Consider the following 14185-nt stretch of genomic DNA (forward strand, 5'->3'; position numbering starts at 1 on the left):
CTTGATCCGTGCGTCGCGTCGTTGATCATTGTGGAAATTGGCTTACGGCGATTTGGAATTCTGTTGTCTGAATACCGCATTGAATAAGGTTATGGATTGCGCCCCGGCTTGACAGCCGACATCACGATCCGTAGCGAGGCAGGACCGATACGATTAGGCCGGTAAAATGAAATATTTTAAACAACTCATGATAGAAGTGCTTTATCCCGGGAATAGGGCTGCAAGTGCACACGACCGAAACAACGGCATTGCGGTCTTTCTCTTTGCAATTGTTCCAGGACTTTCGCCGAACTTTAACTCCTTCATCCTCCTCGCGTCGATGCTGTGGGGCGCCTACTCCCTGGCGACAGGCCGCCTTGCCTTGAACCTGTCGAGATCCGACCAATTGGTTGCCGTCGGTATGTCGATATACCCGTTGGTGATGATCGCGAGCATATTTATCAATCCGCCTTACTCCGAAGAATTGCACTGGATACTCCGGCTCCTGCCCTTCTTTTCGATCTGGCTGGTATTGCCGCGAATGCGCCAATCTCCCGATGGCCGTCTCGTGCCGCTCTTCATCCTCGGCGCAGGGATTGGCATGATCTTTACTTTTCTGCTCAGTCTCCTACAGATCGCGTTTCTTATGGACCGGGCGGAGGGCGGGACTACGAACGCTGCGCTGCTCGGGACCATAGGCATTCTCTTCGGCGGCATTGCGCTCCTCAACCTTCAATCTCCCAAAAGCATGGAGCAAAGGATTGCGATTTTGGGATACGCCGCGGGTATCGGTTGCGTTCTGCTGTCGGGAACGCGTTCGGCCTGGTTGGTTATTCCCGTCCATCTCGTCATCTTTCTCTGGTATTTTCGCAAAAATGGCTTCCATCTGAGCCTGCGCAGCTTCGCCATCACAGGCTCCCTGCTAGTGGTGGGCCTTATTGCCTTAGGCAGCGGCCCGATCCTTCATCGCATCGAAGCGCTGCGAGGGGAACTGCCATCGCTGGAACGCACCGACGGTGAGGTCACCTCGCTCGGTGCGCGGTTTGCTTTGTACAAAGGTGCACTATCGGCAATCAGTAAGGACCCGTTGACCGGTTACGGCCCGCAAAACCGGATGGCTTCGGTTCTGGCGGAGTTGCCTGATAACATAAGGCCACAACTGTCCTTCACGCATGTGCATAACGGTTTTCTGACCGCGGGAATCGATGCCGGCGTTTTCGGCATCGCGGCGCTTTCGCTGATGCTGCTCACACCAGTGATCGGCGCGTGGAGAAAAAAAGCCGGGCCGGGCCGCGATCTGACTATTGCGCTCGCTCTACTGCTCTTCAGCAGCTACGTCATAACCGGTAGCTTTGGCATTATGTTTAACCAGAAGGCTCTGGATCCGATCTTCGCCTATATGGTCGCCCTGATCTGCACGGATCGAGGCAGCATACGCTTTGCGCCCGTTGTTTCGAGCTGACGGTCCTGCACATGGGCGGCGGCTTGCAAAGGGCTTCAACAGGCGCAAGGTGGAAGGTGAGGCACAAGAGGCTTGATCTTCGACCTTCTCCCGTTCGATGATGGCCACGCAGGATTTTAAAACAGATGGCCAATGCTTCTTTACGTCACGCTCGGAACCAATGACCTCGAACGCGCAGGGCATTTTTACGATGCCGTTCTGCCCGCGCTCGGCTATCGTCGCCAGCATTTTTCGCAGGAGGAGATCGGCTATTCCGCGCCAGGCGATACGCGCTGCCGCTTCTGGGTGGTGACGCCCTTCAATCGCCGCCGGGCCACATCAGGCAATGGCGCCATGGTCGCATTCACAGCCGAAACGCGGGCAGCCGTCGATGCCTTCCATGCGGCGGCTATTGCGGCAGGCGCCGCTGATGAAGGCGGGCCGGGTCTGCGCTCCTACCATGCCCATTTCTACGCCGCCTATGTCCGCGATCTCGACGGCAACAAACTCTCTGCCGTCTGCGAGAGCCCTGAATAGGAAGCTCATTTCACTGCTTGCTGCTCGGCCTCGATCGCAGATGCCGCCACGCGTCTCGAGCGATGGCCGGAAACGAGCGCGCCAGCATTGCGATCCATGCGGATGAAGGGAATGGTGGCAATCACCGTCAGTCCGGCAATGATGTAGAAAGCCAGATGGAAATCGGCCACATCAAGCGGCTCGCCTCTGATATAGATCGAGCTCTCCAGGATCGCGGCAGCCACCGCGACGCCGAGCGCCAAGCTGACCTGCTGCATCACGGAGCTCATCGATGTCGCCTGGCTGGCTTCGGCATCATCGATATCGGCAAAGGCAAGCGCATTGACGCCGGTGAACATGAAGGAGCGGGAGAAACCGCCGAGAAGCAGCACGCCGATGATGACGAGGTGCGGTGTTGCCGGCGTGAAGAAGCCGGTAATGACGGTCACAAGTGTCGTCACCATGGCGGCGCCGACCAATGTCGTGCGAAAGCCGGTGGCGGCGAAAACGCGCTTGGCCATGAACTTTGTGGTGATCGCCCCGATCGCTCCGGCAAAGGTGATGAGACCGGATTGGAACGGCGTCAGCCCGAAGCCGAGCTGCAGCATCAGCGGTGTCAGGAACGGCATGGCGCCGACGCAGATTCGAAAGAGATTGCCGCCCATGGTCGAAGCCCGGAACGTCGGATTTTTGAACAGATTGAGGTTGAGGATCGGCGCCGGGTGGCGCTTCGCATGGCTGATGTAGAGGACGCCGCAGCCAAGGCCGACCAAGGTCGCGCTGATGCCGATGATCGGCGGCAGGGCCGGCAGGCTGACCACCGACAGGCCGAAGACGACGCCCGCGGCTGAAAGCGAGGTCAGCACGAAGCCCGTGAAATCGAGCTTCGGCGGCGCCATTGCTTCCACCTCAGGCAGGAAGATCGTTGCAAGCCAGATGCCGATGATGCCCACCGGCACGTTGATCAGGAAGATCCAATGCCAACTGAAATAGGTGGTGATGAAGCCGCCGAGCGGCGGGCCGGTGAGCGGGCCGACAAGGGCGGGAATGGTGAGCAGCGCCATGGCGGAGACAAGGTCGCTGCGCTGCGTGGTGCGCACCAGGACGAGACGGCCGACCGGCGTCATCATCGCGCCGCCCATGCCCTGCAGGAACCGGGCGAAAACGAATTCGACAAGATTGGAGGAGACGGCGCAGAAGATCGAGCCAATGACGAAGACCGAGATGGCAAGGCGGAAGATCTTCTTGGCGCCGAACCTGTCGGCCATCCAGCCGCTGACCGGGATGAACACCGCCAGCGCCACCATGTAGGAGGTCAGCGCGAGCTTCAGCGTGATCGGCCCGACATTGAGATCCCTGGCGATTGCCGGGAGCGCCGTCGAAATCACGGTTGAGTCCATCTGCTCCATGAAGAGAGCGACGGCAAGGATCAGCGGGACGATGCGGTTCATAGGCGGGAGCCTTGATAGGCTGCGGATCGGAGCAGGAAAGGCACTTGCTGTGTAGACCCAGTTCCAGGGCCTGCCAATCCTTCAATCCGCTTCGATCGCACGTTTGGTTCACGTCTGCGTGAGATGGCTTGCACGAAAACCTTCCCTATCAAGATTGGCAGATGTTCCGGACAGAAAATCCGGGCAGACACATCGTCGGGGCAGCGCGGCGGCACACTGCGCATCAAAGGGGAGTGGATATGGCAATCTCAACGCATATAAAGCGGCGCACGCTTTTTGTCGCAAGCCTCGGACTGTTGGCGGCGCCGATGATTTTAAGAGAGAAGGCCGAAGCGGCCGTGACTGGAGAAAGCAGCACTATGGATGCAGCGCCTTTGCCCGAAATCGATCAATTCAAGCTTGGTTCTTACAAGGTTACCGTCGTGCGCGACGGCATCAACATCTCCGAAAAGCCCCATGAAACCTTCGGCACCAATCAGGACCCCGAAACGGTCAAGGCATTGCTGACCGCAAACTTCCTGCCGGCAGATAAATTTCTCAACGGATATTCGCCTGCCCTCATCGATACCGGCTCGGATGTCATTCTTGTCGATACCGGCTTCGGTGCAGCCGGGCGGGTGCGCGGCGCCGGCCGCCTTGCCGAAGGCCTGAAAGCCGCAGGATATTCAGCCGACGACGTCACCGTCGTGGCGCTCACCCATCTGCACGGCGATCATATCGGCGGCCTGACGGAAAATGCCGCAGCTGCCTTCAAGAATGCCCGCTATGTCATCGGCCAGGCGGAATATGACTTTTGGTCGAACAAATCACGCGAAGGTACGCCCGCCGAAGGCGGCCACAAAGCCGTGCTCGCCAACGTGACGCCGCTCGTCGAAAAAGCCACCTTCATCAAAGACGGTGACAGCGTTGCGCCCGGCATGACAGCGATGCTGGCAGCCGGTCACAGCCCGGGCCACATGGTGTTCCATGTTGAATCCGAGGGTAAACGCCTGGTGCTGACCGGCGATACGGCCAACCATTATATTCTGTCGCTGCTGCGCCCGGATTGGGAAGTGCGCTTCGATATGGACAAGGCACAGGCGGCAGCCAGCCGCCGCAAGGTTTTCGACATGATCGCCACCGACAAGATCGCCTTCCTCGGTTACCACATGCCTTTCCCGGCGGTCGGTTTCGCCGAGAAGCAGGATGGCGGCTATCGTTTCGTGCCGAAGACCTATCAGTTCGACATTTGATCCAGGGCGGTTCAGCTTTCACCGAAGGAGGAACCGCTCGATCCCTTTGTTTGGCGCGATTTCCGGCAAACCTGCTTCGCGATTTAGCTGGGAATTGCTCTCCGTGCATGGCACCCATGACGAGCCCGGCCGATGTACCGGGCTTTTTGCTATTTCCTTCCTGTCATAGACGTGTTACCAGCCCTCGCCAACTTCCAAGCAACTCATGCACACCGCCGGGGCGGACGATTCGTTTCCGGGGCCGGTTGCATTTTCTTAAACGAAGGAATTTGGCCATGGCACGCATCATTGAAACGGCAACCGGCGCGGACGCGCTTACCTTCGACGACGTGCTGCTGCAGCCGGGGCACTCCGAGGTCATGCCCGGCCAGACGAACATCGCCACCCGCATCGCCCGCGACTTCGATCTCAACATCCCGATCCTCTCTTCAGCCATGGATACCGTCACCGAAAGCCGGCTGGCGATTGCCATGGCGCAGGCCGGCGGCCTCGGCGTCATCCACCGCAACCTGACTCCGATCGAGCAGGCCGAAGAGGTCCGCCAGGTGAAGAAGTTCGAAAGCGGCATGGTGGTCAACCCCGTCACCATCGGCCCGGAAGCGAAGCTTGCCGAAGCGCTCTCCCTGATGAAATCGCATGGCATCTCCGGCATCCCGGTCGTCGAGAAGTCCGGCCGCCTCGTCGGCATCCTCACCAACCGCGACGTCCGCTTCGCCTCCGATCCGGAGCAGAAGATCCATGAGCTGATGACCAAGGACAATCTGGTCACCGTCAAGGAGAGCGTCGATCAGCAGGAGGCCAAGCGCCTGCTGCATTCGCATCGCATCGAGAAGCTGCTGGTCGTCGACGCCGAAGGCCGCTGCGTCGGCCTCATCACCGTCAAGGATATCGAGAAGTCGCAGCTGAACCCGAACGCCTCCAAGGATGCGCAGGGCCGGCTTCGCGCCGCCGCCGCCATCAGCGTCGGCGACGACGGCTTCGAGCGCGCCGAACGGCTGATCGAGGCCGGCGTCGACCTCCTGGTCGTCGATACCGCCCATGGCCATTCGCAGCGCGTCCTCGATGCCGTGACCCGCGTCAAGAAGCTTTCCAACTCGGTTAGGATCATGGCTGGCAACGTCGCAACCTATGACGGCACCCGAGCGCTGATCGATGCCGGCGCGGACGCCGTCAAGGTCGGTATCGGCCCGGGGTCGATCTGCACGACGCGCATTGTCGCCGGGGTCGGCGTTCCCCAACTCGCCGCCATCATGTCGGCCGTCCAGGCCGCCCAGGATCAGGATGTGCCCGTTATCGCCGACGGCGGCATCAAATTCTCCGGAGACCTTGCCAAGGCGATCGCCGCCGGCGCCTCCGCCGTCATGATCGGCTCGCTGCTCGCCGGCACCGATGAGAGCCCGGGCGAGGTCTATCTCTACCAGGGCCGTTCCTTCAAGGCCTATCGCGGCATGGGCTCCGTCGGCGCAATGGCCCGTGGCTCGGCCGACCGTTATTTCCAGGCTGAGGTGCGCGACACGCTGAAGCTCGTCCCAGAGGGCATCGAGGGTCAGGTGCCCTACAAGGGACCGGTCTCGGCCGTCGTCCACCAGCTCGCCGGCGGTCTCAAGGCCGCGATGGGTTATGTCGGCGGCAAGGACCTGAAGGATTTCCAGGAGCGCGCCACCTTCGTGCGCATCTCCGGCGCCGGCCTTCGCGAAAGCCACGCCCATGACGTGACGATCACCCGCGAGAGCCCGAACTATCCGGGTGCCGGCCTCTGATCATGAAGGCGGGCAGCGCAATTCCGCTCTGGATCGTCGCGCTGCTCGCCGCCCTTTGCCTTGCCGTGCTCGCCTGGACGACCTTCGGCTTCGTCGTGCCTTTCAAGCACGAAACCGGGCAGGCGGTACTCGACACCTATTTCGCCGGTTACGACGAATCGGCCGTCTTCCACATGCAGAAGCTGCTCGATGAAAACGAGACGGCGGCCAAATTGCTCAGCGCCATGTATTTCGGGCCGGAGCTGATTTTTCCGGCATTGCTCACGGTGCTGCTGTTCCTTGTCTTCGTGAGGCTCGGCCCCGTCGGCTCGTGGTTCGACCGGTCACTTCATCCGCTCATAGCCAAGGCGATCTATCTGCTGCCTTTCATCTACGGCATCTCGGACTACGGCGAGAACATTTCCAGCCTGATTGCTTTTGGCAACGGCGCGTCTGCAGGTCTTGCAATGCACCTGCTGCCGTGGCTGACGCGGTTGAAATTCGCAAGCCTCGCGATCTGCTTCATCGTCGCCGCCCGGCTTGCCGTCGCCCGTTGGCTGTCGACAGGCCAGGACTGAAGCGGCATCAGCTCCTTTGCCGCCAGACCGGATTTGACAGTCTCGCCATCATGAAATCGGAAAGGACCTCGACCTTCGCTGGGCGGTTGCGAGCAGAAGGTGTGACGAAATACAGTGCGCCTGTTGGCAGCGTCCAGCCGGGAAGGATCGGCTTCAGCCGGCCGTCTATGAGATAGTCATGTGCGAGAAACTCGGGTAGCTCGATGATCCCGAGGCCGCGTAGCGCCATTGGCACCAAAGCTTGCGAATTGGTGGCTTTGAGAGAGCCACTTGGTACGATGACCTCCTCCTTACCTTCACTGTTGCGCAGGCGCCAGACATCCTGCCGCGCCCTGTAGGAGTATCCGAGGCAATGATGAGCCGCTAGTTCGCTCGGATGTTCCGGCACGCCGTACCGATCGAGATATGCGGGTGCAGCGAGAATGAAGCGATCCACCGGCGTCAGCCTGCGCGCGACCAATGACGAATCCGGCAGCACCGCGATTCTGAGCGCCGCATCAAAGCCGTCTCCCACGATATCGACGACGGCATCGCTCATGTGCAGGTCGATCGAAATCTCCGGAAAGAGCTCGAAAAACTCAGGCAGGACCGGCGCCAGCCAGCGTGTCCCGAAGGCCATCGGTGCGGCAAGCCTGATGAGCCCCTTCGGCCGGGTGGCAATCTCCCTGGCAGTGTCCTCTGCCATCTCGGCTTCCGCATAGATTCGTGCGGCGCTGTCGACCAGTCGCAGGCCGAATTCAGTCAACGCGAGCTGCCGAGAGGTGCGGTTAAAGAGCCTTGCCCCCAGCCTGTGCTCAAGACGGCTCACGGCGCGCGAAACGGTCGGCACTGACACGCCGAGCGTCTGTGCAGCCCGAAGGAAAGAACGCTCTTCGGCGACCTTCGCAAACATCGCCAGACCCTCGAAATCGGGAAACTTGTTCATTTCATTCCTGAAACAATAGCTTTCAATTCTTTCTATTCCGAAAGAATGCCCCCGTCCATATCTCAGCTTCAGTCGAACCAAAGGAGACGACAAATGACACAACGATTGAATGCGAAGATTGCTGTTATCACCGGCGCCACGTCTGGCATTGGCCTTGCAACGGCCAAGCGCTTCGTCGCTGAGGGCGCACGGGTTTTCATCACGGGCCGTCGCAAGGACGTTCTCGATGCGGCAATCGCTGAGATCGGCGGCGGGGTTGTGGGAATTCAGGCTGACTCAGCCAATCCAGCCGACCTCGATCGCCTCTATGAACGGGTGAAGGCAGAAGCTGGGAAAGTCGACGTGCTTTTCGTTAACGCGGGTGGCGGCTCAATGTTGCCCCTCGGCGAAATTACCGAAGAGCAGTATGACGACACGTTCGATCGGAATGTGAAGGGAGTTCTCTTTACGGTGCAGAAGGCCTTGCCACTGCTTTCGGCAGGATCATCGATCATCCTGACAGGATCGACAGCAGGCTCGACCGGGACACCCGCCTTTAGCGTTTACGCTGCATCGAAAGCCGCTCTGCGCAGTTTTGCGCGCAACTGGATCCTCGACTTGAAGGATCGCGGGATTCGGGTCAACACGCTTAGCCCTGGTCCGACGGAAACGACCGGACTGGTCGAATTGGCGGGTAAGGACCCAGTGCAACAGCAGGGCCTGCTTGACGTCCTGGCGGCCCAGGTGCCAATGGGCAGGGTCGGCCGTGCCGAGGAAGTTGCCGCTGCCGCACTCTTCCTCGCTTCGGAGGATTCCAGCTTCGTCACCGGTGCCGAACTCTTCGTCGATGGCGGCAGCGCCCAGGTGTGAAGACGATATCGGGTTTGCGGATGCCGGCGGCGAGCCGCTGGCATCCGCTTATCCTTTCCGCTAATGCTGCCAATGACATACGAAAGCGGAAAGGAAGTGGCGATCATGACCGGCTATGAAATCTTCTGGCCACTCCTCGCCCATGTGACCCTGGTCTATGGTCTCTACGCGCTTCTTGGCTTGAGGCGAAAGAAAATGGTCCGAGCCGGAAAAGTCGCTCGGTCGGATTACCGAGAAAATCGCGGCGAGCCGGTCGAAAGCCTCGTTGTGAAGAACGCTCTCGCCAACCAGTTCGAACTGCCGGTGCTCTTCTATGCCTGCAGCATTCTCCTTTATATCACGCGGGCCGACAACATCTTGACCGTCAGTCTTGCGTGGATCTTCGTCGCGCTGCGTTATGCTCACGCCGCCGTTCACGTCACCAGCAATGAAATGCGCTATCGCAGTCCTCTTTTTGCGGCAGGCTACCTCGTGCTCGCTCTCCTGTGGGTCTGGCTCGCTGTGTGGATGGCGATGGACTGACTTGCGTCGATCGCACCTGACCGAACGCGCGCCTGTACCAAGGTAGGTCCGCCGCATATCTCTGTTCTCACACAACCTTTCGAAGTCTTTTCAATCCCCGTCAATTAGCGCGATATGCTGCGAGGGCTTGATTTCACAGGCTTTTGCCGGTCGCTAAAATGTGAACTTTTCCATTTACTGCTGATGAAGGCCTGCAATGTCATATCCGCTCGATGCGGTGGTGGCAGATAGCTCCTCCGCGAAACAATAAGAATGGGAACGACATGGGCGCGGAAAGCATGGATCGCATCGGCTTGCGCAGGCAGCCGAAGCAGGAGCGCAGCATCCAGAGGCTGGATCTTATCCTCGCCGCCGCCGCCAAGATCATCGCCAAAAAGGGCGTCAGCGCCATGCGGATGACGGAACTCGCGATCGCCGCCAAGGTACCGATCGGCTCGGTTTACCAGTATTTTCCCGAGAAGGCGGCGATCGTAAAAGCCCTGTTCGACCAGCACGCTTCGGCGATCCAGGCGAAGACGGCGGCGATGTTCAGCGATGTGCAGTCACTCGACCAGGCCCTCGATCGCGTCTGCGCCACCATAGACTGGTATTACGAATCTTATCGCGACGATCCCGTCTATCGCGGCGTCTGGATGGGAACCGAAACCGATCAGGATCTGCTTCGGCTGAACATCGAGCATAGCGGTCGCGTCGCCGGTATCTTTCATGACGCCGTAAGCAGGTTGGCTCCCGACCTTTGCGACGAGGAAATGTTCGCGCGCACTTACCTTTTCAGCCACCTGATCGGCGCCGTCGTCCGGCTTGCCGCTGTCAGCGAAGAGACCATAGCGCGGCGCATGCTCGGCGAGTGGAAGCGTGTCATCCGCGCTTCCCTTTTCGCCGCGAGCGCGTCGAGCGCCGCCTGAGGCTTTCTACCAGCTCGGCATCATGTTGGCGGCCTTCGGCCGCGGGTAAAGGCGCGCCTGAGCCGATTTGACATCCGCGTCCAGACCGTCGTCGACGACAGCCGGCGTGATGTTGTCGAGGCAGGCAGTGATGTGCGCCGTAATCGCGTTCATCAGCGACAGCGAGACGCCTGGCCGCTTCATGATGCCGATCTGCACCGGCGGCAGCGCCGGGAAACCGTCGGCCTGGCTTAGCACCTTCATGCCCGTCCGCAGCGCCGATTCCGGCATGACCGAGACCGCCATGCCGGCCAGCACCGCCGCGGCGACGACGGTGCAGGACCAGCTGGTGAACAGGATCTGGTGCTCGCGGCCGACGGCATCGAGAGCCGAGCAGGCGAGCTGGCGCCACTGGCAGTCGCGGCGGCCGACGGCAAGCGGCACCGGCGCGTCGTCGCGGATCGGATGGTTGGCCGAACCGACCCAGCAGAGCGGCTCGGTTCTCACCACATCGGACATGCGCTCGCGCGGATTGTGGGTGACGAGCGCGATGTCGAGCTCACCCTTGTGCATGCGCTCGGCGAGATCCACCGAGGGCTCGCAGACGATGTAGAGCTCGACGTTCGGATGGGTTTTGGCAAAGCGGCCGATGATTTCAGGCATATACCGATCGGCATAATCGTCCGGCGTACCGATGCGCAGCGTCCCCTCCAGCCTGTTGTCGTCGAAGGCGGCGATCGCCTCATTGTTGAGGCGGATGATGCGGCGGGCGTAATTGAGCAGTTTTTCCCCCTCGACCGTCAGCCGGTTACCGCGGCCGTCCTTGATGAACAGCTGCTTGCCGATGCGCTCTTCGAGACGGCGCATCTGCATGGAGACGGCGGATTGGGTCTTGTAGACCCTGTCGGCGGCCTTGGTGAAGCTGCCGGAATCGACGATGGCGATGAAAGTCTGCAACTGGTCGAGATCAAGGGGCGCGGACATGGGTTCACCTATAAAGATAGCTGATGATAATCATTAGAAACATTCGTTGGACTGATCAATAGGTCTTTGGCATCTTCGAGATGCAAATCAAGCAAAGTGAAGGACAGACACCCTGCCTGTCCGAGCCGAATCCAGCCTGCTCCCTTCCGCACGACCTCGCGGCAGGGGTGGGTTGTTGCGTGCCCCGAAAGAAAGGAGAGTTCGATGCACACGACAGACCGGACACTAGAACTCGACTGCGGTAAGCTTACCCCGACGTTTTACCAGCGTCTGGCGGCAAGCCTTGCGCCGTTGACCTTCCTCTTTCGCGTGTTCCGCAATCGCATGGAGATCAACGCGCTGCATGATCTGAACGACGCGCAGCTGAGGGACATCGGCCTCACCCGGGCCGACCTGACCTCGGCGTTCCTGGCCTCGACTTTTTTTGAGGACCCGTCGGAACATCTGACGCGCTCGGCGCGTAATCGTTGGCGCCTGCAGTTCTTCCGCTCCTCCGACGAGTAGGAGCGCGAGTTTCCCCGCAGGGTGATAGCCAATAGCCCTGCCGCTTGACCCGGTGATCGGCTTTCCCAGCCATCGCCGGGTCTTTTTATGCGTGCCGGATGTCGCCTGGACGCGACGCGCGTTAGGTCTCTGACGAAGGCTTCGGCCGGTAGGTTTCGAAGATCGCCTCCAGATTCCTCTGATAGCTCTTCTGCACCTCCAGCCCGCTGTCGAACATGGCGTTCAGCATTTCGGCATAGCTCTCGGCATTGAGTTTTTGCTCTTCCTTCGGCGCTGCCTGCGTCTTCGCTGCCGGCTTTTGGGCCGCCGGCTGCTGGCTGAGGCCGGCCATCATCTCCTGGAAAGCCTTGGCGAAGGGATTGTCGAGGAAGGGGTTGGGTTGAGGCGCCGGTTCGGGCTTCGGTGCCGAAAACATCGTCTGCATCGCTTGCGTGAACGGATTGTCGAAGATGCTGGCTTCAGGAGCAGTCTTTGGCTTCGGTGCGAAGCCCGTGCTTTCCAGCCATTTCTGGATGGTCTCGCCCATCGCCGTGTTGACGAAGGGATTGACGGGCGCGGCCATCTGACCGGTCGTTTGCTTGAAGAGCCCGCCCATCAGCGTATCTGCCAGCACCGGCAGCATCTGTTTGTAGATTTCCTGCCCGATCCCGGTCATCTGGGCGGCCTGGGCTGCGATCGCCCGCGAAACCTCTTTGGAGCCGAAGAGCTGGGCGAGGATACTGTTGCCGTCGGAAATGCCCTCAGGCGTGAAAGCCCGGCTCATATCTTCGAAATAACGTGCGTAATTGCCGGAGGCGACGGCCTGCATCAATCCGACGAAATCGTAAGGATTGCTGGTGCTGCGCTTCAGGCCGGCGGAAAAGGCCGGCATCAGCGCGGCCATGGCCTTCGTTGCCTGCTCCTGAGCCAAGTTGAATTGACGGGCGACCGCTTCCATCGCTGCGCCGTTCTGCGCCTGCATCATCATGTCGAAGAGTGGCAGCATGGAGGTCCCTTTCCCCGAGTCGTGACGCGTGTAACGCCACTATATCCGGAAAAGGTAATGTGCAAACGGCTTTTTGCCATAAGAACTTAAAGCCGTTCCGGCAAAGGCGCGGAGCGAGGTATCCAAGCTGGAGAGTGCCGGTGCGGCAAACCTAATACTGGTAGTCCTCGAAGACCGGCTCGACGGAAAGCTGCCAGCGGCCGTGATAGAGCGACAGCAGATCCTCGGCGAGCGTCGCCTTCTTGGCGAGCACTTCGTCGAGCGGCGCCAGGAAGATGCTCTCGTCCTGCCCTTCGCCGTTGAGCTTGCCGCGGGCTTTGAGGCCGGCCCTCGATATGCCCAACACCTCGCGTGCCGTCTCGAGAAGCGAGTGCCCGTGAAATTCAGCCTGCAGCCCTTCGGCCGGAACGGCGTTGCGCAGGGCGCTGACCTCGGCAAAGCTCCAATCCTTGGTCAGCTGGTCGGCTGCCTCGAGGGCTGCATCTTCATAGAGCAGGCCGACCCAGAAGGCCGGCAGTGCACAGATGCGCCGCCACGGGCCGCCGTCCGCACCGCGCATTTCGAGAAAACGCTTCAGCCGCACGTCGGGGAAGAGCGTCGAAAGATGGTTCGTCCAGTCGCCCATCGTCGGCTCCGGATCGGCGACCTCGCCCTTCAAGGCGCCGTTCATGAACTGGCGGAAGGTGACGTGCGTGCAGTCGTGATAGCGCCCGTTGCGGACGATGAAATACATCGGTACGTCGAGCGCCCATTCGGCGTAGTCGCGGAAACCGAAGTCGTCGCGGAAGGTGAAGTCGAGCAGGCCGGCGCGTCGGTTGTCGACATCGCGCCAGATATCGCCACGCCAGGAAAGCAAACCGTTCGGCTTGCCTTCGGTGAAGGGCGAGGAGGCAAACAGCGCAGTCGCCAGCGATTGCAGCTTCATCGAGACACGCATCTTCTTGCGCATGTCGTCTTCCGAGGAGAAATCGAGATTCACCTGGATCGTGCAGGTGCGATACATCATGTCGAGACCCTTGGTGCCGACCTTCGGCATATAGCGGGTCATGATCTCGTAGCGCGATTTCGGCATCTGCGGAGTCTCGGCATAGGTCCATTTCGGACTGCCGCCGATGCCGAGGAAACGGATGCCCATTGGTTCGGCGATCTCGCGCAGCGTCGCCAGGTGCTGGTTCGATTCCTTGCAGGTCTGATGGATCGTTTCCAGCGGCGCGCCGGAGAGTTCGAACTGGCCGCCGGGTTCGATCGAGATCGCGCCCATGCCGTTCTGTTCGGCAAGGCCGATGATGTTGCCGCCGTCCACGATCGGCTCCCAGCCGCTCTTTTTCTGCAGGCCGGTGAGCAGGGCAGAAATGCTCTCATCGCCAAAATAGGGAACCGGGCTGTTGTCGGCGCGGAAGAAGGCGAACTTCTCATGTTCGGTGCCGATCCGGAAGCGCTCCCGCGGCTTGTTGCCCGCGGCGATGTAATCGGTCAGATCCTGAACCGAAGAGAGCGGCGTCTGGTCGGTAGTGTCGCGGGCCATGCGGGGTACCTGTATTCAAGAAGGCGCCCAGGGGGGCGGGCAGTTGGAAGGTGATTAGGACCCAAGCCACG

General features: G+C 60.3%; 14 protein-coding genes. 9 read left to right on the plus strand and 5 right to left on the minus strand.

Annotated features, from left to right (window positions below; all coding sequences use genetic code 11):
• Positions 1 to 166: 166 nt before the first annotated feature.
• Positions 167 to 1441, plus strand: a complete 1275-nt coding sequence (locus ACQ7C1_RS01580; protein ID WP_430957063.1) for an O-antigen ligase family protein — start codon at positions 167 to 169, stop codon at positions 1439 to 1441.
• A 132-nt stretch (positions 1442 to 1573) separates the two neighbouring features.
• On the plus strand, positions 1574 to 1957 hold the full coding sequence (locus ACQ7C1_RS01585) for a VOC family protein (RefSeq protein WP_430957064.1): 384 nt from the start codon (positions 1574 to 1576) through the stop codon (positions 1955 to 1957).
• A 5-nt stretch (positions 1958 to 1962) separates the two neighbouring features.
• On the opposite strand, the gene ACQ7C1_RS01590 is transcribed toward ACQ7C1_RS01585, so the two are convergent.
• A complete protein-coding gene (locus tag ACQ7C1_RS01590; protein WP_430957065.1) occupies positions 1963 to 3387 on the minus strand; it encodes a DHA2 family efflux MFS transporter permease subunit in 1425 nt (474 codons plus the stop codon).
• Between the two features lie 239 nt (positions 3388 to 3626).
• On the opposite strand from ACQ7C1_RS01590, the gene ACQ7C1_RS01595 reads away from it, so the two are divergent.
• The 3 genes from ACQ7C1_RS01595 to ACQ7C1_RS01605 all read left to right on the plus strand — a co-directional run bounded on the left by ACQ7C1_RS01595 (position 3627) and on the right by ACQ7C1_RS01605 (position 6936).
• On the plus strand, positions 3627 to 4619 hold the full coding sequence (locus ACQ7C1_RS01595) for an MBL fold metallo-hydrolase (RefSeq protein WP_221114024.1): 993 nt from the start codon (positions 3627 to 3629) through the stop codon (positions 4617 to 4619).
• A gap of 275 nt (positions 4620 to 4894) precedes the next feature.
• Entirely contained in the window at positions 4895 to 6379 is a 1485-nt protein-coding gene (guaB, locus tag ACQ7C1_RS01600) for an IMP dehydrogenase (RefSeq protein ID WP_085777072.1), read from the plus strand.
• Positions 6380 to 6381: 2 nt separating this feature from the next.
• Positions 6382 to 6936, plus strand: a complete 555-nt coding sequence (locus tag ACQ7C1_RS01605; protein WP_430957066.1) for a hypothetical protein — start codon at positions 6382 to 6384, stop codon at positions 6934 to 6936.
• A 7-nt stretch (positions 6937 to 6943) separates the two neighbouring features.
• Here the strand turns inward: ACQ7C1_RS01605 and ACQ7C1_RS01610 are convergent, their stop codons facing one another.
• Positions 6944 to 7861 carry a LysR substrate-binding domain-containing protein gene (locus ACQ7C1_RS01610; protein WP_430957067.1) on the minus strand — a complete coding sequence of 306 codons (918 nt, stop codon included), beginning with the start codon at positions 7859 to 7861 and terminating at the stop codon, positions 6944 to 6946.
• Between the two features lie 93 nt (positions 7862 to 7954).
• On the opposite strand from ACQ7C1_RS01610, the gene ACQ7C1_RS01615 reads away from it, so the two are divergent.
• The 3 genes from ACQ7C1_RS01615 to ACQ7C1_RS01625 all read left to right on the plus strand — a co-directional run bounded on the left by ACQ7C1_RS01615 (position 7955) and on the right by ACQ7C1_RS01625 (position 10137).
• Positions 7955 to 8710 carry an SDR family oxidoreductase gene (locus tag ACQ7C1_RS01615; RefSeq protein WP_183702860.1) on the plus strand — a complete coding sequence of 252 codons (756 nt, stop codon included), beginning with the start codon at positions 7955 to 7957 and terminating at the stop codon, positions 8708 to 8710.
• Positions 8711 to 8815: 105 nt separating this feature from the next.
• Positions 8816 to 9232: an MAPEG family protein gene (locus ACQ7C1_RS01620; protein WP_430957068.1), complete on the plus strand. Its 417-nt coding sequence runs from the start codon at positions 8816 to 8818 to the stop codon at positions 9230 to 9232.
• A 263-nt stretch (positions 9233 to 9495) separates the two neighbouring features.
• Complete coding sequence (locus ACQ7C1_RS01625) at positions 9496 to 10137, plus strand: TetR family transcriptional regulator (RefSeq protein WP_183702867.1); 642 nt, start codon at positions 9496 to 9498, stop codon at positions 10135 to 10137.
• 6 nt (positions 10138 to 10143) lie between these two features.
• Here ACQ7C1_RS01625 and ACQ7C1_RS01630 read toward each other — a convergent pair whose 3' ends face one another.
• A complete protein-coding gene (locus ACQ7C1_RS01630; protein WP_097597820.1) occupies positions 10144 to 11100 on the minus strand; it encodes a LysR substrate-binding domain-containing protein in 957 nt (318 codons plus the stop codon).
• Between the two features lie 204 nt (positions 11101 to 11304).
• Between ACQ7C1_RS01630 and ACQ7C1_RS01635 the strand changes: the two genes are divergently transcribed.
• On the plus strand, positions 11305 to 11604 hold the full coding sequence (locus ACQ7C1_RS01635; RefSeq protein WP_183702870.1) for a DUF1127 domain-containing protein: 300 nt from the start codon (positions 11305 to 11307) through the stop codon (positions 11602 to 11604).
• Between the two features lie 121 nt (positions 11605 to 11725).
• On the opposite strand, the gene ACQ7C1_RS01640 is transcribed toward ACQ7C1_RS01635, so the two are convergent.
• Complete coding sequence (locus tag ACQ7C1_RS01640; RefSeq protein ID WP_221114026.1) at positions 11726 to 12589, minus strand: DUF937 domain-containing protein; 864 nt, start codon at positions 12587 to 12589, stop codon at positions 11726 to 11728.
• Between the two features lie 151 nt (positions 12590 to 12740).
• Positions 12741 to 14114, minus strand: a complete 1374-nt coding sequence (locus tag ACQ7C1_RS01645; protein WP_430957069.1) for a glutamate--cysteine ligase — start codon at positions 14112 to 14114, stop codon at positions 12741 to 12743.
• Positions 14115 to 14185: the final 71 nt, after the last annotated feature.

The organism is Rhizobium sp. Nf11,1 (assembly GCF_050587665.1).
GTDB lineage: Bacteria > Pseudomonadota > Alphaproteobacteria > Rhizobiales > Rhizobiaceae > Rhizobium.

What these genes read in the sequence shown, in the direction of transcription:
- ACQ7C1_RS01595 (WP_221114024.1), top strand. Translation starts at nt 3,627, where the DNA reads ATGGCAATCTCAACGCATATAAAGCGGCGCACGCTTTTTGTCGCAAGC.
- ACQ7C1_RS01580 (WP_430957063.1), top strand. Translation starts at nt 167, where the DNA reads ATGAAATATTTTAAACAACTCATGATAGAAGTGCTTTATCCCGGGAAT.
- ACQ7C1_RS01590 (WP_430957065.1), bottom strand. Translation starts at nt 3,387, where the DNA reads ATGAACCGCATCGTCCCGCTGATCCTTGCCGTCGCTCTCTTCATGGAG.
- ACQ7C1_RS01625 (WP_183702867.1), top strand. Translation starts at nt 9,496, where the DNA reads ATGGGCGCGGAAAGCATGGATCGCATCGGCTTGCGCAGGCAGCCGAAG.
- ACQ7C1_RS01630 (WP_097597820.1), bottom strand. Translation starts at nt 11,100, where the DNA reads ATGTCCGCGCCCCTTGATCTCGACCAGTTGCAGACTTTCATCGCCATC.
- ACQ7C1_RS01585 (WP_430957064.1), top strand. Translation starts at nt 1,574, where the DNA reads ATGCTTCTTTACGTCACGCTCGGAACCAATGACCTCGAACGCGCAGGG.
- ACQ7C1_RS01615 (WP_183702860.1), top strand. Translation starts at nt 7,955, where the DNA reads ATGACACAACGATTGAATGCGAAGATTGCTGTTATCACCGGCGCCACG.
- ACQ7C1_RS01635 (WP_183702870.1), top strand. Translation starts at nt 11,305, where the DNA reads ATGCACACGACAGACCGGACACTAGAACTCGACTGCGGTAAGCTTACC.
- ACQ7C1_RS01645 (WP_430957069.1), bottom strand. Translation starts at nt 14,114, where the DNA reads ATGGCCCGCGACACTACCGACCAGACGCCGCTCTCTTCGGTTCAGGAT.
- ACQ7C1_RS01620 (WP_430957068.1), top strand. Translation starts at nt 8,816, where the DNA reads ATGACCGGCTATGAAATCTTCTGGCCACTCCTCGCCCATGTGACCCTG.
- guaB (WP_085777072.1), top strand. Translation starts at nt 4,895, where the DNA reads ATGGCACGCATCATTGAAACGGCAACCGGCGCGGACGCGCTTACCTTC.
- ACQ7C1_RS01610 (WP_430957067.1), bottom strand. Translation starts at nt 7,861, where the DNA reads ATGAACAAGTTTCCCGATTTCGAGGGTCTGGCGATGTTTGCGAAGGTC.
- ACQ7C1_RS01640 (WP_221114026.1), bottom strand. Translation starts at nt 12,589, where the DNA reads ATGCTGCCACTCTTCGACATGATGATGCAGGCGCAGAACGGCGCAGCG.
- ACQ7C1_RS01605 (WP_430957066.1), top strand. Translation starts at nt 6,382, where the DNA reads ATGAAGGCGGGCAGCGCAATTCCGCTCTGGATCGTCGCGCTGCTCGCC.